18 protein-coding genes are annotated in these 18394 nt (G+C 71.9%); 7 read left to right on the top strand and 11 right to left on the bottom strand.

The features are described 5' to 3' along the window. Positions 1 to 16 precede the first annotated feature (16 nt). A complete protein-coding gene (gene prmC, locus QEZ54_RS01790) occupies positions 17 to 853 on the bottom strand; it encodes a peptide chain release factor N(5)-glutamine methyltransferase (RefSeq protein WP_281302656.1) in 837 nt (278 codons plus the stop codon). 67 nt (positions 854 to 920) lie between these two features. Between prmC and QEZ54_RS01795 the strand changes: the two genes are divergently transcribed. The 3 genes from QEZ54_RS01795 to QEZ54_RS01805 are packed head-to-tail and all read left to right on the top strand — an operon-like array spanning position 921 to position 3492. Then, positions 921 to 1919: an ATP-binding cassette domain-containing protein gene (locus QEZ54_RS01795; protein WP_281302657.1), complete on the top strand. Its 999-nt coding sequence runs from the start codon at positions 921 to 923 to the stop codon at positions 1917 to 1919. Then, positions 1916 to 2701: an ABC-2 family transporter protein gene (locus tag QEZ54_RS01800; RefSeq protein ID WP_281302658.1), complete on the top strand. Its 786-nt coding sequence runs from the start codon at positions 1916 to 1918 to the stop codon at positions 2699 to 2701. The genes QEZ54_RS01795 and QEZ54_RS01800 overlap by 4 nt, the downstream gene beginning before the upstream one ends. A 2-nt stretch (positions 2702 to 2703) precedes the next feature. Continuing rightward, positions 2704 to 3492, top strand: coding sequence for an ABC-2 family transporter protein (locus tag QEZ54_RS01805; RefSeq protein ID WP_281302659.1), 789 nt, complete (start codon positions 2704 to 2706; stop codon positions 3490 to 3492). 159 nt (positions 3493 to 3651) lie between these two features. Here QEZ54_RS01805 and prfA read toward each other — a convergent pair whose 3' ends face one another. Together prfA and rpmE are read right to left on the bottom strand one after the other, a co-directional pair. Beyond that, entirely contained in the window at positions 3652 to 4740 is a 1089-nt protein-coding gene (gene prfA, locus QEZ54_RS01810; RefSeq protein WP_281302660.1) for a peptide chain release factor 1, read from the bottom strand. A gap of 85 nt (positions 4741 to 4825) precedes the next feature. After that, positions 4826 to 5050, bottom strand: a complete 225-nt coding sequence (rpmE, locus tag QEZ54_RS01815) for a 50S ribosomal protein L31 (RefSeq protein WP_281302661.1) — start codon at positions 5048 to 5050, stop codon at positions 4826 to 4828. A 160-nt stretch (positions 5051 to 5210) separates the two neighbouring features. Between rpmE and QEZ54_RS01820 the strand changes: the two genes are divergently transcribed. The 3 genes from QEZ54_RS01820 (at position 5211) to QEZ54_RS01830 (ending at position 7908) form a co-directional block, all read left to right on the top strand. Continuing rightward, entirely contained in the window at positions 5211 to 6302 is a 1092-nt protein-coding gene (locus QEZ54_RS01820; protein ID WP_281302662.1) for an RNA ligase, read from the top strand. Between the two features lie 19 nt (positions 6303 to 6321). Next, positions 6322 to 7224, top strand: coding sequence for an AAA family ATPase (locus QEZ54_RS01825; RefSeq protein WP_281302663.1), 903 nt, complete (start codon positions 6322 to 6324; stop codon positions 7222 to 7224). 99 nt (positions 7225 to 7323) lie between these two features. Next, on the top strand, positions 7324 to 7908 hold the full coding sequence (locus tag QEZ54_RS01830) for a Uma2 family endonuclease (protein WP_281302664.1): 585 nt from the start codon (positions 7324 to 7326) through the stop codon (positions 7906 to 7908). A 57-nt stretch (positions 7909 to 7965) separates the two neighbouring features. Here the strand turns inward: QEZ54_RS01830 and rho are convergent, their stop codons facing one another. Together rho and thrB are read right to left on the bottom strand one after the other, a co-directional pair. Then, positions 7966 to 9879, bottom strand: a complete 1914-nt coding sequence (gene rho, locus QEZ54_RS01835; RefSeq protein ID WP_281302665.1) for a transcription termination factor Rho — start codon at positions 9877 to 9879, stop codon at positions 7966 to 7968. Positions 9880 to 10268: 389 nt separating this feature from the next. After that, a complete protein-coding gene (gene thrB, locus QEZ54_RS01840) occupies positions 10269 to 11171 on the bottom strand; it encodes a homoserine kinase (protein WP_281302666.1) in 903 nt (300 codons plus the stop codon). 74 nt (positions 11172 to 11245) lie between these two features. Here thrB and QEZ54_RS01845 point away from each other — a divergent pair, with 74 nt between their 5' ends. Beyond that, a complete protein-coding gene (locus QEZ54_RS01845) occupies positions 11246 to 11665 on the top strand; it encodes a hypothetical protein (RefSeq protein WP_281302667.1) in 420 nt (139 codons plus the stop codon). A 20-nt stretch (positions 11666 to 11685) separates the two neighbouring features. On the opposite strand, the gene QEZ54_RS01850 is transcribed toward QEZ54_RS01845, so the two are convergent. The 6 genes from QEZ54_RS01850 to lysA all read right to left on the bottom strand — a co-directional run bounded on the left by QEZ54_RS01850 (position 11686) and on the right by lysA (position 18389). Then, a complete protein-coding gene (locus tag QEZ54_RS01850) occupies positions 11686 to 11877 on the bottom strand; it encodes a hypothetical protein (protein WP_281302668.1) in 192 nt (63 codons plus the stop codon). 9 nt (positions 11878 to 11886) lie between these two features. Next, the gene (locus tag QEZ54_RS01855; RefSeq protein WP_281302669.1) at positions 11887 to 12750 is read right to left on the bottom strand and encodes an SPFH domain-containing protein; all 864 of its coding nucleotides are present in this window, start codon (positions 12748 to 12750) and stop codon (positions 11887 to 11889) included. A gap of 207 nt (positions 12751 to 12957) precedes the next feature. After that, positions 12958 to 14181, bottom strand: a complete 1224-nt coding sequence (locus tag QEZ54_RS01860) for an MFS transporter (RefSeq protein WP_348650501.1) — start codon at positions 14179 to 14181, stop codon at positions 12958 to 12960. A gap of 115 nt (positions 14182 to 14296) precedes the next feature. After that, the gene (gene thrC / locus QEZ54_RS01865) at positions 14297 to 15346 is read right to left on the bottom strand and encodes a threonine synthase (RefSeq protein WP_281302671.1); all 1050 of its coding nucleotides are present in this window, start codon (positions 15344 to 15346) and stop codon (positions 14297 to 14299) included. A gap of 332 nt (positions 15347 to 15678) precedes the next feature. Next, complete coding sequence (locus tag QEZ54_RS01870) at positions 15679 to 16965, bottom strand: homoserine dehydrogenase (RefSeq protein ID WP_281302672.1); 1287 nt, start codon at positions 16963 to 16965, stop codon at positions 15679 to 15681. 38 nt (positions 16966 to 17003) lie between these two features. Continuing rightward, positions 17004 to 18389, bottom strand: coding sequence for a diaminopimelate decarboxylase (gene lysA, locus QEZ54_RS01875; protein WP_281302673.1), 1386 nt, complete (start codon positions 18387 to 18389; stop codon positions 17004 to 17006). Positions 18390 to 18394: the final 5 nt, after the last annotated feature.

The raw sequence follows: 18394 nt of genomic DNA on the forward strand, positions 1-18394 counted from the left end.
TGTCACGCGTCGCTGATCAGGCGGTGCCCGCGCGCGCCGCCGTGGTGAACCGGGGCCGCCCGGCGAGGTCGGCATGCGTGGTGACCTCGGTGAACTCGGCCGCGAGCAGTTCTCGCATCGCGTCGGTGTGGGTGTCGTCGTGCTCGATGCCGAGCAGCCCGCCCGGCCGCAGCACGGCCGCGGCACGGCTGACGATCACCGGGATGAGGTCGAGGCCGTCGGGTCCGGCGAATACCGCGTCCTGCGGGTCGTGCCCGACCTCCGGGGGTACGGCCACCGCCTCCGGCACGTACGGCGGGTTGCACAGCACCAGGTCGACCGGGTGCGGCAGCGCCACCTCGCGCACGTCGCCCTCGACCACCACCACGCCGGTGCCCTCGACGTTGCGCCGCAGCCACGGCAGCGCGTGCTCGCCCCGCTCGACGGCGTAGACGCGGGCGTCGGGGCGGGCGTCGGCGACGGTCACCGCCAGCGCGCCGGTGCCGCTGCACAGGTCCAGCACGGTCGGCACGCGCACCTCGCGCAGCGCCTCGACCCCCCACCGGGCCAGCAGCTCCGTCTCCGGGCGCGGGATGAACACCCCCGGCCCGACCAGCAGGTCCCGGCCCAGGAACGGCGCGGTGCCGGTCAGGTGCTGCAGCGGCACGCGCCGCGCCCGCAGCTCCACCAGCCGGTCCAGCACCTCGGCCTGCTCGTCGCTGATCTCGCCGATGAGCAGCAGCGCCCCGCGCGGCACCCCCAGCACGTACGCCGCCAGCAGCTCGGCGTCGACGCGCGCGGAGTCCACGCCCGCCTCCGCCAGCCGGGTCGCCGCCCGGCGCAGCCGCATCGACAGGGTGACCGCTCCACTCATCCGATCACCGTATCCGCAGACGGGAAACCGGTTGCCGCCGACGGGGGCTTTTCGCCAGGGTGGCCGCATGGCGTTGGTGGAGGCCCAAGGGCTGACGAAGGTCTTCCGTCGGCCGCAGAAGGATCCGGGCCTGCGCGGCTCGCTGAAACACCTGGTGCGGCCCAGATTCCGGGACTTCACCGCCGTGGCCGGGATCGACCTGGCCATCGAGGCGGGCGAGTCGGTGGCGTACGTCGGACCCAACGGGGCCGGCAAGTCGACCACGATCAAGCTGCTCACCGGCATCCTGGTGCCCACGGCGGGGACGGTCCGGGTGGCGGGCGCGACCCCGCACGTGGACCGCATGGCCAACGCGCGCAACATCGGCGTGCTGTTCGGCCAGCGCACCCAACTGTGGTGGGACCTGCCGGTCCGCGAGTCGCTGGCCCTGCTGCGCGACATGTACGACCTCACCCCCGCCGCCTACCGCGAGCGGATCGACCGGCTCGACGCCGTGCTCGACCTGGGCGAGCTGCTGCCCGTGGTGGCCCGCAAGCTGTCGCTGGGCCAGCGCATGCGCGCCGACCTGGCCGCCGCGCTGCTGCACACCCCGCGCATCGTCTACCTCGACGAGCCGACCATCGGGCTGGACATCTCGGTGAAGGACAGGGTGCGGCAGTTCCTGAAGGAGCTGCGCGCCGACGGCACCACGCTGATGCTGACCACGCACGACCTGGGCGACATCGAGGACGTGTGCGAGCGGATCGTGATCATCGACGAGGGCCGGATCATCTTCGACGGGCCGCTGGCGCAGATGAAGGACCGGTTCGCCCGGACCCGGCGGATGCGGCTGCAGCTGGCCGAGCCGACGCCGGTGGAGCGGCTGGCGGCGCGGCTGCCCGACGCCGAGGTGCTGCCCGGCGACGGGCCGCAGGAGGTGACGGTGGTGTTCGACCGGTTCACCCATACCGCGGGGCAGGTGATCGCGGCGGTGCTGGGCGTGGTCGAGGTCGGCGAGCTGCACCTGGACGAGCCCGCGATCGAGGACGTGGTGCGCAAGGTGTACGCCGGGGAGCTGCTGCGATGAGGCCGTACCTGTCGCTGTGGCGGATGTCGACGCGCCGCATCATGACGTACCGGATGAATTCCCTGCTCTCCTGGCTCGGCGGCGGCCTGTTCCTGGCCTCGTCGCTGGCGGTGTGGCACGCGCTGCTGGCCGACGGCGAGATCGGCGGCTACGACTGGCCCCACATGAAGACCTACCTGCTGGTGGGCTGGGCGTCGGCGGCGATCGGCTCGGCGTACGGCGACTGGTGGATGGCCGAGCGGATCCAGACCGGGCAGGTGGCGATCGACCTGACCAAGCCGATCGACTACCAGTGGGCGCGGTTCAGCGAGCACATGGGCGGGCTGGCGCTGGAGTTCGGGGCGATCGCGGTCGCGGGCACCGGCATGGTCGTGCTGACCGGCGGCATCCCCGTGCCGACGGCCGAGCAGGCGCTGCTGTTCGCGGCCAGCTTCGCGATGGTGCCGCCGCTGAAGTTCACCATCGCCTACTTCACCACGATGACCTGCTTCTGGACGCAGAACTTCATGGGCGTCTCGTGGGCCAAGGACGCGCTGGTGACCCTGTTCAGCGGGGCGCTGATCCCGCTGGCGCTGCTGCCCGGGTGGCTGGGCGGGCTCGCCTCGGCGCTGCCGTTCGCCAGCCTCACCGCCACCCCGGCCGCGCTGCTGCTGGGCCAGGCCGACGGGCTGGCGGCGCTGCGGCTGCTCGCGGTGCAGGCCGCCTGGGTGCTGGCGCTGTGGTGGGCGGCCCGGCTGGTGTGGCGGCGCGCGCTGCGCGCCCTGACCGTGCACGGAGGCTGAGCATGCTGCGTACGCTGCGGATCTACCGGCGCATGCTGGGCGCCAACCTGCGGGCGGTGCTGGAGTACGAGGCCGACTTCTGGATCCTGGTCGTCGCCGGAGCCATGTTCCAGGGCCTGAACCTGCTGTTCCTCAAGTCGGTCTTCGCCCACGTGCCGACCCTCAACGGCTGGACGTTCCCCGAGGCGCTGCTGCTGGCGGGCATGTTCGGGGTGGTGATCGGCACCGGTCCGCTGTTCTTCGAGGGCACCTGGCGGCTGGCCGGGAAGATCAACCACGGCGAGCTCGACTACGCGCTGGTCCGGCCCGCGCCGGTGCCGGTGCAGGTGATCAGTGCGGGGATCGGGCTGCACGGCATCGGCGACATGGTCGCCGGGGGCGCGATGATCGCCTGGGCGCTGTCCCGGCTCGACCTCGCCTGGTCGCCGGTACGGGTGGTGCTGGCGCTGGTGCTGCTGGCCAGCGCGGTCACGGTCAACCTGTCGCTGGTGGTGCTGGGCAACTGCGCGTCGTTCTGGATCGCCGGACCGCATCCGTTCTTCGCGGTGACGCTGATGAACATCAACAACCTGGTGCGGTATCCGATCGGCATCTTCGGCCTGGCGGTGCGGGCGGTGCTGACGCTGGTCGTGCCGTGGGCGTTCATGACGTACTTCCCCGTGGCGTGGCTGCTCGGCAAGCCGTCCCCGTGGATCGGGCTGCTGACGCCGCTGGCCGCCCTGTACCTGGCGCTGCTGGCCCGCACGGTCTTCCGCGCCGGCCTGCGCCGCTACGACAGCGCCGGCCACTGACCCCGGTCCCGGCCACTGACCCGGTTCCGGTCCCGGTCCCCGGTCCCCGGTCCGGCTTGAAATCGACAGTGGCCTATCCAGAGGACGAATCTTGGAAATTCGTCCTCTGGATAGGCCAGCGTCAATGCCAAGGGGGCGGGGTGCCGCCTCCCGGCTCGGTCACTGGCGGGACAGCTCCGTCTCGCCCGCGAGGCGGGCGGTGCGGTCGGCGGTGGTCAGCGCGTCGAGGACGGCGTCGATCTCCCCGCCGAGCGCGATGTCGAGGTTGTACGCCGTGTAGCCGATCCGGTGGTCGGTGATCCGGTTCTGCGGGAAGTTGTACGTCCGGATCCGCTCCGACCGGTCCACCGTGCGGATCTGCGCCTTGCGCGCGTCGGCGGCCGCGGCCAGCGCCTGCTCCTCGGCGTGCTGGGCGAGCTTGGCGCGCAGCATGCGCATCGCCTTGTCCTTGTTCTGCAGCTGCGAGCGCTCGTTCTGGCAGGTCACCACGGTGCCGGTCGGGATGTGCGTGATGCGCACCGCCGAGTCGGTGGTGTTGACCGACTGGCCGCCCGCGCCCTGCGACCGGTACACGTCGATGCGCAGGTCGCCGAGGTCGATCTCGACCTCGGCCTCCTCCGCCTCCGGCATGACCAGCACGCCCGCGGCCGAGGTGTGGATGCGGCCCTGCGACTCGGTGGCGGGCACCCGCTGCACCCGGTGCACGCCGCCCTCCCATTTCAGCCGCGACCAGACGCCGTTGCCGCCCTCGGGCACGCCGCGGGTCTTGATGGCGACCGAGACGTCCTTGACGCCGCCCAGGTCGGACTCCTGCGAGTCGAGCACCTCGGTCAGCCAGCCGTGCTTCTCGGCGTAGCGCAGGTACATGCGCAGCAGGTCCCCGGCGAACAGGGCCGACTCCTCGCCGCCCTCACCGGACTTGATCTCCAGGATCACGTCCTTGCCGTCGTTGGGGTCGCGCGGGGCGAGCAGCTCGGCGAGCTTCTCCTCCAGCTCGGGCAGCCGCTGCTCCAGCGCGACGGCCTCGGCGGCGAAGTCGGGGTCGACCGCGGCCAGCTCGCGCGCGGCCTCCAGGTCGGCGCGGGCGGAGGCCAGCTCGCCCGCGGTCTTGTGGATGGGGGTCAGCTCGGCGAAGCGGCGCCCCACCTTGCGCGCCGCGGCCTGGTCGGCGTGGATCGACGGGTCCGCCAGCCTCGCCTCCAGGTCCGAGTACTCGGCCAGCAGGGCGTCGAGCCGTTCGTTGCTCATGTCCGAATCCTCCCTAGAAACGATACTTGCTGGCAACACGACGACGCCCGCCCCGTGAGACACGGAGCGGGCGCCGGAAAGACAGCTACTTGGCGTCCTTCTTCTGGACCTTGGCGTACTTGGCCTGGAACTTGGCGACCCGGCCGGCGGTGTCCATGACGCGCTGCTTGCCCGTGTAGAACGGGTGGCAGGCGCTGCAGGTCTCAGCGTGGATGGCGCCACCCTTGGCGGTGCTGCGGGTGGTGAAGGTGTTGCCGCACGAGCAGGTGACAGTCGTCTCCTGGTACTGCGGGTGGATACCGGACTTCATAGCCTCGGTCCTTTCAAGTCGTGGGCGCTGGGTCGCCGTCAGCACGTGCCGCGCGCAAGCGGTCCGCTCGGGCGTGAACCAGTCCCGGTCTGGCCGACTGACCAGTATGCCACCTATCTCGGATGCGCCCTGCGGCGGTCTCTCGGTAGCGTCACCGGCCATGTCCCCCCTCGCAACAACGACACTGGACGCTCTGTTCCCGGCCGCCGCGCTCGAGCGCGCCCTGACCGAGGGGCTGGTCCGCAGGCAGCGGCACCCGCACCTGCCGTTGACGATCTTCAACTACACCGAGAAGTGCGTGTACGCGAACACGTGGGACGAAGTGACCCTCTCCTGCCGCGGCCTGATCACCGACGACACCGGTGCCGTGGTGGCGCGCCCGCTGGCCAAGTTCTTCAACCACGGCCAGCCGGGCGCGCCCGAGATCGCCCTGGACGAGCCGGTCCTGGTCACGGACAAGGTCGACGGTTCGCTGGGTGTGATCTACCCGACCCCGGACGGCCCGGCGGTGGCCACTCGGGGCTCGTTCAGCTCCGACCAGGCGCGGCACGCGACCGAGCTGCTGCGCCGACGGTACCCGCACTGGGCGCCGCCGACCGGCCGGACCGTGCTCGTGGAGATCATCTACCCGGCGAACCGGATCGTGGTCGACTACGGCGGCCTGAACGACCTGATGCTGCTCGGCGCGGTCGACATCACCACCGGCCGCTCGTACGGCCCCGAGGGCGTGCCCGACTGGCCCGGCCCGGTCGTCGAGGTCTTCGGGTACGCCACGTTCGCCGAGGCGCTGGCGGCACCGTCCCGCCCCGGGCGGGAGGGGCTGGTGGTGCACGCGACCGGCCCCGACACCCGCGTGAAGATCAAGTACGAGGACTACCTGCACCTGCACCGGATCATCTACGGGCTGCACGCCCGGGGCATCTGGGAGGCGCTGGGCGCGGGCGCGACGGTCGAGCAGATCGCCGAGCCGCTGCCCGACGAGTTCCACGGCTGGGTCACCTCGGTCGCCGACCGGCTGCGCACCGAGACGGCGACCCGGTCGGCCGCCATCGAGCAGGCGTACGCGGACATCCTGGCGGGCCTGCCCGACGGCTGGACCCGCAAGGACTTCGCGCTCGTCGCCGGGCGCCACGAGCTGCGGGCCTACCTGTTCGCGCGGCTCGACAGCCGGGACTACCGGCCCGCCCTGTGGCAGGCGGTGCGGCCGGAGGCGAACGAGACACCGCACGGCCGTACCTTCGACGACGAGTAGCCCGAGACCGGAGAGCGACATGCCCACCCTGACCACCACGCCGACCCTCACCATCACGAGGGGCCTGCCCGGCTCCGGCAAGACGACCTGGGCGAAGACTCAGCCGAACGTCGTCCGGGTCAACCGCGACGACCTGCGGCGCATGCTGCACGGCGGCAACCTCGGCGAGGGGTGGGCCGAGGTCCAGGTGACCGTCGCCCAGCGCGCCCAGGTCGAGGCGCTGCTGCGCGCCGGGGTCGACGTGGTCTGCGACGACACCAACCTGCGCGCCAAGGTGGTGCGCGAGCTGGCCGAGCTCGCCGCCGCCTGCGGAGCGCGTACGGTGCTGCGCGACTTCACCGACGTGCCGCTGCAGACCTGCCTGGAGCGCGACGCGGCCCGGCCGGAGGCCGAGCGGGTCGGCCCCGAGGTGATCATGCGCATGCACGAGCGCTACCTGACCGGCAAGCGGGAGCAGCTCACGCTGCCCGAGCCCGCCGTGCACCGCACGTACACGCCGCCCGTCGGGATGCCCCGGGCGATCCTGGTGGACCTGGACGGCACGGTGGCGCTGATGGGGGCGCGCAGCCCGTACGACCACACCCGGGTCCACCTGGACCTGCCCAACCAGCCGGTGATCGACGCGGTCCGTGCCCTGCACGCGGCGGGCCACACGGTGGTCTACTGCTCCGGCCGGGTCGACGCCTGCCGCGAGGCGACCGCCGCCTGGCTGGACGAGCACGTCGGCGTCCCGTACGCCGCGCTGCACATGCGCCGGACCGGTGACCAGCGCAAGGACTCCGTGGTCAAGCAGGAGATCTTCGAGCGGGAGCTGCGCGACAATTGGCACGTCGTGGCGGTGCTGGACGACCGGAACCAGGTCGTGCGGATGTGGCGCGAACTGGGCCTGACCGTGTTCCAGGTCGCCGACGGCGCTTTCTGACCCGCAGGGTAAGGAAGGGCACCCTCCCGGCGTCTTACGCGGCGGCGGTTGCCCTACTTAGCATGGGTTGACAGACGTCAGTACAAGGGGATGCCTACGGTGACCAAGCTGTCGCAGAAGCTCACCCGGACCGGGGCGGTCGCGCTGCCCGCCGCGGTGACCGTCACGCCGGACGAGTACGACACGCTGCCCCCCGACAGCCGCATCGAGCTCCTGGACGGAGTCCTGCGCCCCATGACGCCCCCGACGGCGCGGCACCAGATCGTCATGATGAAGCTGGTCACCGCGCTGCTGCGCCGCTGCCCGCCCGCGCTGGCCGCGCTGCACGAGCAGGAGGTGCGGCTCGCCGACGACCTGCGCCGCAACCCCGACGTGCTGGTGGTGCGGGCCGCGGCGGTCAACCTGGACTGGTTCAGCTTCCCGCCGCGCGAGGTCGTTCTGGCCGTGGAGATCGTCAGCCCGGGTACGCAGACCGCCGACCGCAAGCACAAGCCGGCCGAGTACGCCGACGCCGGCATCCCCTACTACTGGCGCGTCGAGCCCACCCCGGTCTTCGCGGTGCACACGTTCCACCTGGCCGAGACCGACGCCTACGAGTCGACCGGGGTCTTCGGCGCGGGCGAGTTCATCACCGTGCCGGGCCTGGAGTGGGCGGCCATCCCCATCGCCGAGCTGGTCCCGTAGCCGTACACGCGAAGAGGGCCGACCCCCTGCGGGGTCGGCCCTCTTTCAGCGCTGACGTCACTCGCCGGGAGTGGTCTTCGCGATCTGCATCAGGAACTCGATGTTGGTGCGGGTCTGCTTGAGCTTGTCGAGCAGCAGGTCCAGCGCCGCCTGCGAGTCCAGCGAGTGCAGGACCTTGCGCAGCTTGTGCACGATCACCAGCTCCTCCGGCGCCAGCAGGATCTCCTCCTTGCGGGTGCCGGACGGGTCGATGTCGATCGCCGGGAAGATGCGCTTGTCGGCGATCTTGCGGTCGAGCTTGAGCTCGGCGTTACCCGTGCCCTTGAACTCCTCGAAGATGACCGTGTCCATCATCGAACCGGTCTCGACCAGCGCCGTGGCGAGAATGGTCAGCGAGCCGCCGTTCTCGATGTTGCGGGCCGCGCCGAGGAAGCGCTTGGGCGGGTAGAGCGCGGTCGAGTCGATACCGCCGGACAGGATGCGGCCGGAGGCCGGCGCGGCCAGGTTGTAGGCCCGGCCCAGACGCGTGATCGAGTCCAGCAGCACCACCACGTCGTGACCCAGCTCGACCAGGCGCTTGGCCCGCTCGATCGCCAGCTCGGCGACGGTGGTGTGGTCCATCGGCGGCCGGTCGAAGGTCGAGGCGATGACCTCGCCCTTCACCGAGCGCTGCATGTCGGTGACCTCTTCGGGACGCTCGTCCACCAGCACCACCATCAGGTGGCACTCGGGGTTGTTCGTCGTGATCGCGTTGGCCAGCGACTGCAGGACCATGGTCTTACCGGCCTTGGGCGGCGACACGATGAGCGCGCGCTGCCCCTTGCCGATCGGCATCACCAGGTCGATGACGCGCGTGGTCAGGATCTGCGGCTCGGTCTCCAGGCGCAGGCGCTCCTGCGGGTACAGCGGAGTGAGCTTGTAGAACTCGGGGCGGCGGCGGGCCTCCTCGGGCTCCATGCCGTTGACCGTGTCCAGCCGGACCAGCGGGTTGTACTTGTCGCGGCGCTGCTCGCCGTCGCGGGCCGACCGCACGGCGCCGGTGATCGCGTCACCGCGGCGCAGACCGTACTTCTTGACCTGCGACATCGACACGTAGACGTCGTTGGGGCCGGCCAGGTAGCCGGTGGTGCGCACGAACGCGTAGTTGTCGAGCACGTCGACGATGCCGGCGACCGGCACCAGCACGTCGTCCTCGCTGACCTGCGGCTCGGCACCCCCGCCAGCGGCACCGACGGTCTCGCGGTCGCGGCCGCGGCGGCGGTCGCGGAACCGGCTGCGCCGGCCGCGGCGGTCCCCGCCGTCGTCGTCGCCGTCGAAGTCCCGCTCGCGCTGCTCGCGCGGCGCGCGGTCGGCGTTGCGCTCACCGCGGTCGGCGTTGCGCTCGGCGCGCTCGCCCCGCTCGGAGTCGCGCGAGCCGCGCTCGCCCCGCTCGCCCCGCTCGGGGCGGTCGCCCCGGTCGGCACGCTCGCCCCGGTCGGCACGCTCACCGCGCTCGGCGCGGTCACCACGCTCGCCCCGCTCGCCGTTGCGCTCCCGGCGCGACTCGCGTCGGCCTTCGCCCCGCTCGCGGCCCTCGGGTGCGCCGGCGGACGCCTCAGCCTCACCACGCGGCTCCGGCGCCCCGCGGCGGCCCCGACGCTCGCCACGCGGCTCGGCACCCTCCGCGCTCGCGGGCTCGGCAGCGGACTCGCGGACCTCGGCCCGCACCTCCTCGCGCGCCGGCGCGGCGGCCGCGGCCACGTCAGCGCGGGGGCGCGGAGCGCCGCCGCCCTGGCTGGCCGTGATCGCGGCGATCAGCTCGCCCTTACGCATGCGTGCGGTGCCCGTGATGCCCAACCCCGCCGCGAGAGTCTGCAGCTCAGGCAGCAGCTTCGCGGAGAGACCGCTGCCGGCGGTACGGCGGCGCCGGCCGGTGGAGGCGTCGTCAGCGACGTGGGAGACATCCGACGTCATGTCGGTGGTGTCGCTCAATGGATTCCTTCCCTCGATTGGCCGGGGCAGCCCGGGTCTTCTTTCGACAGTGGCGGCCGGGCGGCCTCGGATACCCGCGGGTGCTCTCGTCCGAGCCCAACGGGGGTTTTTGCGCAGTCTCGACGGTGTTCCCGAGCCCGTCCAAAGGCGACGGTGGGACACCAGGAGCGTGCGATCAGGCTGCGGCAGGCGTAGACAGGGGGTGGACGGCCGTGTTGTCAGGCAAACGTGTCCGTCTGAACCGAGCTCCGGCTGCGCCGCCCCGCACAAGATCGGGCGCTTCGCGGCTGTGCTGCCCTAGAGCGTAATCAACGACTTAGACCAGCGGCAACACCGGGCTACTCGGCGTGTCTGAACTGCTGCAAAACGAAGGTGATACGCCCCGGTTTCTAACTCCGGATCCTACCTTCGCGTACGACCGCCCCGCCAGCGTTCACCGAAAGACTGTGGGCCAGCCAACTACCAGCCGGTACGAAACCGGACGGCAGGGCCGAGAGCACCAGCACGCTGGGCCCCGCACCGCTGACCACGGCGGCGGCCCCCGCCGCCCGCAGCTGCGCGACCAGCTCGGCCGTCTCCGGCATCCCCGGCGCGCGGTAGCCCTGGTGCAGCCGGTCCTCGGTAGCCTCGAACAGCAGGCCGGGCTCGGTGGTCAGCGCGTGCACCAGCAGCGCCGAGCGCCCCGCGTTGAACGCCGCGTCCGCGTGCGGCACCTGCGACGGCAGCGCCGCGCGCGCCTGCGCGGTGAAGCCCCGGACCGCGGGCACGAAGACGGTCGGGTGCACCCCGGCCGCCACCGGCAGCGAGACCGCCCGGGCGCCGGCCGCGCCGCCCCAGGCGACGGTGAAGCCGCCCAGCAGGCAGGGTGCGATGTTGTCGGGGTGGCCCTCGATCCGACCGGCCAGCCGCACCTCGTCGGCCCGGCTGAGGCGGCCGCCCGCCAGCGCGTTGGCCAGGGTCACCCCGGCGACGATCGCGGCGCTGGACGAACCCATGCCGCGGGCCTGCGGGATCCGGTTGAGGCAGTGCAGGCCCAGGCCGGACGGCTGGGCGCCCAGCTCGGCGAAAGTCTCCCGCATGGCGCGTACGACCAGGTGCGTGTCGTCGTCCGGCAGCTCCCCCGCACCCTCGCCCTCGACCGTCACCCGGGTCTTGCCGTCCTCGGTCACCCAGGCGGTGACCTCGTCGCACAGGTCCAGCGCCAGCCCGAGCGCGTCGAACCCGGGCCCCAGATTCGCGCTGGTCGCCGGGGCGAGCACGGTGCGGGCGCCCGCTTCGAAGGTGATCGTCACGTCGTCATTATGCGACTGCGCGGGGTGCGGGCAGCCGGTACGGTGTGCCGGTTGTCCACCCCTCGGGAGATCATATGAACTTCGACGACCCCACCGAACTCGCCTGGGCCATCCCCACCCTGCTCATCCCCGTGGCGCTGCTGGCGGGCCTGGTGCTGGCGCTGGTGCTGCGCAAACGACTCGGGGCCGCGGCCACCACCCTGCTGGTCCTCGGCTGCCTGCTGGGCGTCGTGCAGCTCGGTTTCACCGTCTGGTGGTCGGGCTGGGGCTACCGCATGATGGTGGAGTCGTTCTATGAGAGCGGCGACTTCGAGAACCGGATCACGCTGCTGCGCATCGTCAGCGCCCTCGTCGGCGCCAGCCAGCTGATCTGGATATCGCTGCTGCTGGCGGGCGGGATCGTGGGCCGCAAGCGGCCGCAGCCCGCGCAGGTCGACCCGGCACTGCTCGTGTCGAGGCCCGGTGAGTCGGAGTGGACGGTGCCGTCGGTCTGACGGCACTCCAGCGTGGACGGTCAGTCCTCGGACTCGTCGTCCTCGACCGGCGCGGTGGGGCGCTCGACCGGCCGCCCCACCGCCTTCAGCGCGTTGCGCAGCGCGTACTCGATCTGCGCGTTGACGCTGCGCAGGTCGTCGGCGGCCCAGCGGGCGATCGCGTCGTACACCGCCGGATCGAGCCGCAGCAGCAGCTTCTTGCGCTCAGCCACACATCGTCCTCAGTAGAGGGTGCCCGTGTTGACGACCGGCTGCGCGGCGCGGTCGCCGCACAGCACCACCAGCAGGTTGGACACCATCTGCGCCTTGCGCTCCTCGTCCAGCTCGATCACGCCCTGCTCGCGCAGCGACTCCAGGGCACCGGAGACCATGCCCACGGCTCCTTCCACGATGGTCGCACGCGCGGCCACGATCGCCTGCGCCTGCTGGCGCGCGAGCATCGCCTGCGCGATCTCCGCAGCATAGGCGAGATGGGTGATCCGCGACTCGACCACCTCGACGCCGGCCAGCGCCACCCGCTCGCGCAGCTCGGCGGTCAGCTCGTCGCTGACGGCGGCGCTGTCGCGCAGGCTGGTGCGGTCGGTGCCGTGCGCCTCGTACGGGTAGCTGGTGGCCAGGTGCCGCACCGCCGTCTCGGCCTGCACCTCGACGAAGTTCACGAAGTCGTCGACGGCGAACTTCGCCGCGTACGTGTCCACCACGCGCCACACCACCACGGCGGCGATCTCGACCGGGTTGCCGTCGGCGTCGGACACCTTGAGCCGGTTGGACTCGAAGTTGCGCACCCGCTTGGAGATCTTCGTCTTCTCCGTCAGCGGCCAGGTCCAGTGGAACCCGGGCGAGTCGATCGTCCCCGCGTACGACCCGAAGAACTGGATCAGCCGGGCGTCGTTCGGGCTGATCACGATGAACCCGGTGCAGATCAGGGTGATCAGCAGCGCGGCGGCCGCGACGGTGATCCCGATGACCGTGCCTCCTCCCGGCGTGTCGGCCCGCGCCGCGATGACCGCGATCGTCGCCGCCAGCACCGCCAGCGCCACGAGCACCAGCAGGAACCCGGAGACCCGGAACGCCCGCTTCTGCATGACACCCTCCCCATATCGAAGTGATATCACCACGCTATCAGGGGAGGACAAGGGTGCGTCGTGGGCGGGGTGGGTGGTGGCGGCGGTGGCAGCAGTTTCGGGGAAAGTGCTGGAATCTTGGGCCGGATTCCTGCAGTTTCCCCGAGACTGCACTCGCCACGCCCCGCTCCACGGGCGCGGCGCGGGCGCGGTGGGCGCGGTGGCGGGTCAGTCCGCAGTGGCCAGGGCGGGCGTGCTGCCGTGGCGGGGCAGGCGGCGGGTGACCAGGCGCCAGCCGACGGCGTACAGGAGGGTCGTGGTGGCGCAGCACGCGATCAGCAGCCGCACGTCGACCGAGTCCACGAAGAAGCCGACAGTCAGCTGCGACACGGTCACCGCCAGCATGGCGATCATCTGGTCGCTGGCGCCGACCCGGCCGCGCAGCTCGTCGGGCACCTCCTGGGCCAGCGCGTAGTTCGACATGACCCAGTTGCCGCCACCGGCCGCGTGCGCCACGAAGATCCCGGCGAGCACCAGCGGGAACCAGGTCGCCACCGAGACGCCGAGGTAGACGATGCCGTAGGTCGACATGGAGATGGCCAGCGCCGGGAACAGCCAGTGCGGGCGGGCCAGCGCCGCCCGGAACACGAACGGGCCGACGAGGCTGCCCAGGCCGCGTACCGCGAACATCAGGCCGAGGCCGCGCGGGCCGACCCCGAACGCCGTGGCCATCAGCGGGAACGTCGCCAGCAGGCCGTTGCCGACACCCACCGCCGACTTGACCGTCACCAGGGCCAGCAGCCGCGGCTCGCGGCGCAGGAAGCGGTTGGCCTCGGCGATCGCGGCGAACGCGGGCCGCGGCTCGACCAAGCCCTGCTCCTGCGTCGGGCGGCGGATGCCCGAGGTGAGCAGGGCCGCGCCGACCAGGCCGAAGGCGACCAGCCCGAAGCAGGCGTACGGGCTCAGCCAGGCGCTGACCACGCCGCCCAGCGACGAGGCGACCACGGTGACCGTGCCCCAGGCCGAGCCGTGCACGGCCATCGCGGGCGACAGGTCGCTGCGGTCGACGAGGTTCGGCATGGCCGCGTTGGCGGCCGGGGTGTAGAACGCCTTCGCGCCGGACAGCGCCGCGACCGACACGAGCGCGATCGGGCCGGCCCACGGGCCGTGCACCAGCAGCAGGCCGACCACGGCGACGAGGGCGGACAGGTTGGAGGTGATCAGGATGCGCTTGCGGTCGAACCGGTCCGCGATCGTCCCGGCGTACGGCAGCAGCAGCGCGACCGTGCCGGTCTCCGCCGCCAGGGCCAGACCGCCCCACAGCCCCTGCCCGGTCTTCTCGTTGAGCAGCAGCAACAGGGGGACCATGACGAACCAGTCCGCACCGAACACGATCAGTTCGGCCAGGAACAGGCGGCGGAAGTCACGGTTGGAGGTAAGGACCCGAAACACAGAGGCACCGTACACCTGGGATGGTCGGAGGCCTCGCCCGCCACCCCCTGCTCCCGCCGGATACGCGAGCCGCCGCCGACCCGTGGCGGGTGGGCGGCGGCGTGCGCGGCGCGGATCAGGCGAGGTTGAGCTCGCGGGCCGCGGCCAGCGGGTCGTTGCCGATCGTGGTCGGGGCCGGGGCGGTCGAGATGGCCCACTCCGGGTCCTTGAGCCCGTGGCCGGTCACCGTGCAGACGATGCGCGAGCCCGCCGGGAGCCTGCCCGCGGCGGCGCTCTGCAGCAGCCCCGCGACGCTGGCCGCCGAGCCGAGCTCCACGAACACGCCGACCTCGCGGGCGAGCAGCCGGTACGCCGAGAGGATCTCGCGGTCGGTGACCGCCTCGATCAGGCCGCCGGACTGGTCGCGGGCGTCGAGGGCCTTGGTCCAGGAGGCCGGGTTGCCGATGCGGATCGCGGTCGCAATCGTGGACGGGTTGGCCACCACGGCGCCGTCGACGATCGGGGCGGAGCCGGCGGCCTGGAAGCCGAACATCTTCGGGGTGCGGGTGGCGTTGCCGGCGGCGACGTCCTCCTGATACCCCATCCAGTACGCGCTGATGTTGCCCGCGTTGCCGACCGGCAGGCAGTGGATGTCCGGGGCGTCGCCCAGCGCCTCCACGATCTCGAACGCGGCGGTCTTCTGGCCGTGCAGCCGGTCGATGTTGACCGAGTTGACCAGCGCCACCGGGTAGTCCTGGGCCAGCTTGGCGGCCATGCTCAGGCAGTCGTCGAAGTTGCCGCTGACCTGCAGCAGCTTCGCGCCGTGCACCAGCGCCTGGGCCAGCTTGCCCAGCGCGATCTTGCCCTGCGGCACGAGCACGGCGCAGGTGATCCCGGCGCGGGCGGCGTACGCCGCGGCGCTGGCCGAGGTGTTGCCGGTGGAGGCGCAGATGATCGCCTTCGCGCCCTCCTCGACGGCCTTGGACACGGCCACGGTCATGCCGCGGTCCTTGAACGAGCCGGTCGGGTTGGCGCCCTCGACCTTCAGGTAGACGTCACAGCCGGTGCGGTCCGACAGCACCGGCGCCGGGACCAGGGGCGTGTTGCCCTCGTGCAGCGTGATCACCGGCGTCTTCTCCGACACCGGCAACCGGTCGCGATACTGCTCGATCAATCCACGCCACATGCTGGCCCCCTTACCGATTGTCATCGGCTACCTTGCCCGTTCAACGCCCCAGCCACCACCAGGGTTCCACCCAGCGGGACATCCGTCCCACCGGCGGTACGGGCGGATGCCGTCGTCATGGTACGAGCCCCCGCCGGCAACCTCATCCTCGCACCGCCCACCTCCTGGGCCGTACTCACAACCCAGGAGGTGTGGCCGCGCGAGCCCATCCTGCGGCCGCGGCCGGGGCGGACCCGGTCGATCAGGAAGCCGTGCCGCCGACACGCCGTCAAGCCGTGCCATAGGTTCATGATCGACCCGTGGCGTGCGGTCGGCGGCGCGGGGGCGGGGGGTTAGAACTCGACGCGGAGGAGGCTGGCTACTGCGCGGACGAAGTCGAGGGTGCGGAGTTCGGCGACGGTGGCGGCCAGGGCGGCGTCGGGGGCGGAGTGGGTGACGATGACCAGGATGGCCTCGTCGCCGCGGCCGGACTGGTTGACCGTGGCGATGGAGACGTCGTGCTTGGCGAAGACCCCGGCCACCGCGGCGAGGACACCGGCGCGGTCGGCGACGTCCAGCGACACGTGGTAGCGGGTGCGCACCTCGCCCATCGGGCGCACCGGCAGGTCGGCGTAGGCGGACTCGCTCGGGCTGCGTACGCCCGCGAGCCGGTTGCGGCCCACGGCGACCAGGTCGCCCAGCACCGCGCTGGCGGTCGGCGCGCCGCCCGCGCCCCGGCCGTAGAACATGAGCTGCCCGGCGGCGTCGGCCTCGACGAAGACGGCGTTGAACGACTCGTTGACCCCGGCCAGCGGGTGGGTGCGGGGGATCATCGCCGGGTGCACGCGCACGCTGACGCCGCCGTCGGCGGTGCGGGTGGCGATGCACAGCAGCTTGATGACGCAGCCCATCGCCTTGGCGCTGGCCACGTCGGCGGCGCTGACCTCGGTGATGCCCTCGCGGTAGACGTCGGCGGCCGTGACGCGGGTGTGGAAGGCGAGGCTGGCCAGGATCGCGGCCTTGGCGGCGGCGTCGAAGCCCTCGACGTCGGCGGTGGGGTCGGCCTCGGCGTACCCGAGGGCGGTGGCCTCTTCGAGGGCCTCGTTGAACCCGGCGCCGGTGCTGTCCATCGCGGAGAGGATGAAGTTGGTGGTGCCGTTCACGATGCCGGTGACCTGCATGATGCGGTCGCCGTGCAGGGACTCGCGCAGCGGGCGCAGCAGCGGGATGGCCCCGGCGACGGCGGCCTCGTAGTAGAGGTCGGCGCCGCCCTCGGCCGCGGCGTCGTGCAGGCTGCCGCCGTCCTCGGCCAGCAGCGCCTTGTTGCCGGTGATGACGCTCTTGCCCGCGCGCAGCGCCTCGACCAGCCAGGTGCGCGCGGGCTCGATGCCGCCGACGACCTCGATCACCACGTCGACGTCGTCGCGCTTGACCAGCCCGAGGGCGTCCGTGGTGAACAGGGACGGGTCGACCGGCAGGTTGCCGCGGTCGCGCCCGGCCCTGCGCACGGCGATGCCGACCAGCTCGATCGGCGCGCCGATGCGCGCCGTGAGGTCGTCGGCCTGCTCCTGCAGAAGCCTGACGACCTCCGAGCCGACCGCGCCGCACCCCAGCAACGCCACCTTGAGCGAGTCAGCCACTTGTCTCTCCGATGCGATCCGGCGGGGGCGAACGCCCCCTACCCCACGTCCAACGCCAGGAGATCGTCCTCGGTCTCCCGGCGCACGATCACCCGTGCCTGCCCGTCCCGTACGGCCACCACCGGCGGCCGCGGCACCTGGTTGTAATTGCTCGCCATGCTCCGGCAGTACGCACCGGTACCCGGCACGGCGATAAGATCTCCTGGTTTCACGTCGGCAGGCAGGAATTCATCCTTCACCACCACGTCCCCGGCTTCACAATGTTTTCCCACCACGCGGGCGAGAATCGGCTCCGCCTGTGACGTGCGTGACGCCAGCGTCGCGGAGTACGACGCGTCGTACAGCGCGGTGCGGATGTTGTCGCTCATGCCGCCGTCGACGCTGACGTAGGTGCGCAGGCCGTCGAGCTGCTTGACGGTGCCCACCTCGTACAGCGTGAAGGTGGACGGGCCGACGATGGCGCGGCCGGGCTCGATGGACAGGTGCGGCTGGGCGATGCCCAGGCCCCGGCACTCGCCCTCGACGATCTTGAACATGCGCTCGGCCAGGTCGGCCGCGGGCTGCGGGTCGTCCTGGCTGGTGTACGCGATGCCGAAGCCGCCGCCGAGGTCCAGCTCGGGCAGCTCGACACCCAGCTCCTCGATGATCCGGTGCTGCAGCTGCAGCACCCGGCGCGCGCTGACCTCGAACCCGGAGGTGTCGAAGATCTGCGAGCCGATGTGCGAGTGCAGCCCGCGCAGTTCGAGGCTGCCGTCGGCCAGGATGCGCCGGGCCGCCTCGAACGCCTTGCCGCCGGCCAGCGAGAAGCCGAACTTCTGGTCCTCGTGCGCGGTGGCGATAAACTCGTGCGTGTGCGCCTCGACGCCGACCGTGACCCGGATCATCACCTTGGGCCGTACGCCCAGCTCGCGCGCCAGCGCGCCCAGCCGGTCGATCTCGTCGAAGGAGTCGACCACGATCCGGCCCACCCCGGCGCGCAGCGCCCGGGTCAGCTCGGCGACCGACTTGTTGTTGCCGTGCAGCCCGATGCGCGCCGGGTCCATGCCGCCCGACAGCGCCATGGCCAGCTCGCCGCCGCTGCACACGTCCAGGCTCAGGCCCTCCTCGACCAGGATGCGCACGATCGCCCGGCACAGGAACGCCTTGCCCGCGTAGTACACCTCCGCGCCGTCGAAGCCCTGCTTGAACGCGCGGCAGCGGGCCCGGAAGTCCTCCTCGTCGAGCAGGTACGCCGGGGTGCCGTACTGCTCGGCCAGGTCGGCCACGCTCAGGCCGCCGACCTGGAGCACCCCGTCGCCGTCCTTGCGCGCGGTGCGCGGCCACAGCGGCTCCAGCAGCGCGTTCACGTCGACGGGGGTACGCAGCCAGGTGGGGCCGGTCTGCCCGATCTCTCCGTGCAGGGCACCGGCCTCGTGAGCTCTCATGGTCT

Source organism: Catellatospora sp. KI3, from assembly GCF_029948125.1.
Lineage (GTDB): Bacteria > Actinomycetota > Actinomycetes > Mycobacteriales > Micromonosporaceae > Catellatospora.

Excerpts from the sequence above, each read along its gene's own strand:
- QEZ54_RS01855 (WP_281302669.1), bottom strand. The coding sequence starts at position 12,750 with ATGCAGAAGCGGGCGTTCCGGGTCTCCGGGTTCCTGCTGGTGCTCGTG.
- QEZ54_RS01820 (WP_281302662.1), top strand. The coding sequence starts at position 5,211 with ATGTCCCCCCTCGCAACAACGACACTGGACGCTCTGTTCCCGGCCGCC.
- QEZ54_RS01845 (WP_281302667.1), top strand. The coding sequence starts at position 11,246 with ATGAACTTCGACGACCCCACCGAACTCGCCTGGGCCATCCCCACCCTG.
- QEZ54_RS01795 (WP_281302657.1), top strand. The coding sequence starts at position 921 with ATGGCGTTGGTGGAGGCCCAAGGGCTGACGAAGGTCTTCCGTCGGCCG.
- QEZ54_RS01805 (WP_281302659.1), top strand. The coding sequence starts at position 2,704 with ATGCTGCGTACGCTGCGGATCTACCGGCGCATGCTGGGCGCCAACCTG.
- QEZ54_RS01800 (WP_281302658.1), top strand. The coding sequence starts at position 1,916 with ATGAGGCCGTACCTGTCGCTGTGGCGGATGTCGACGCGCCGCATCATG.
- prfA (WP_281302660.1), bottom strand. The coding sequence starts at position 4,740 with ATGAGCAACGAACGGCTCGACGCCCTGCTGGCCGAGTACTCGGACCTG.
- thrC (WP_281302671.1), bottom strand. The coding sequence starts at position 15,346 with ATGTGGCGTGGATTGATCGAGCAGTATCGCGACCGGTTGCCGGTGTCG.
- rpmE (WP_281302661.1), bottom strand. The coding sequence starts at position 5,050 with ATGAAGTCCGGTATCCACCCGCAGTACCAGGAGACGACTGTCACCTGC.
- prmC (WP_281302656.1), bottom strand. The coding sequence starts at position 853 with ATGAGTGGAGCGGTCACCCTGTCGATGCGGCTGCGCCGGGCGGCGACC.
- lysA (WP_281302673.1), bottom strand. The coding sequence starts at position 18,389 with ATGAGAGCTCACGAGGCCGGTGCCCTGCACGGAGAGATCGGGCAGACC.
- QEZ54_RS01825 (WP_281302663.1), top strand. The coding sequence starts at position 6,322 with ATGCCCACCCTGACCACCACGCCGACCCTCACCATCACGAGGGGCCTG.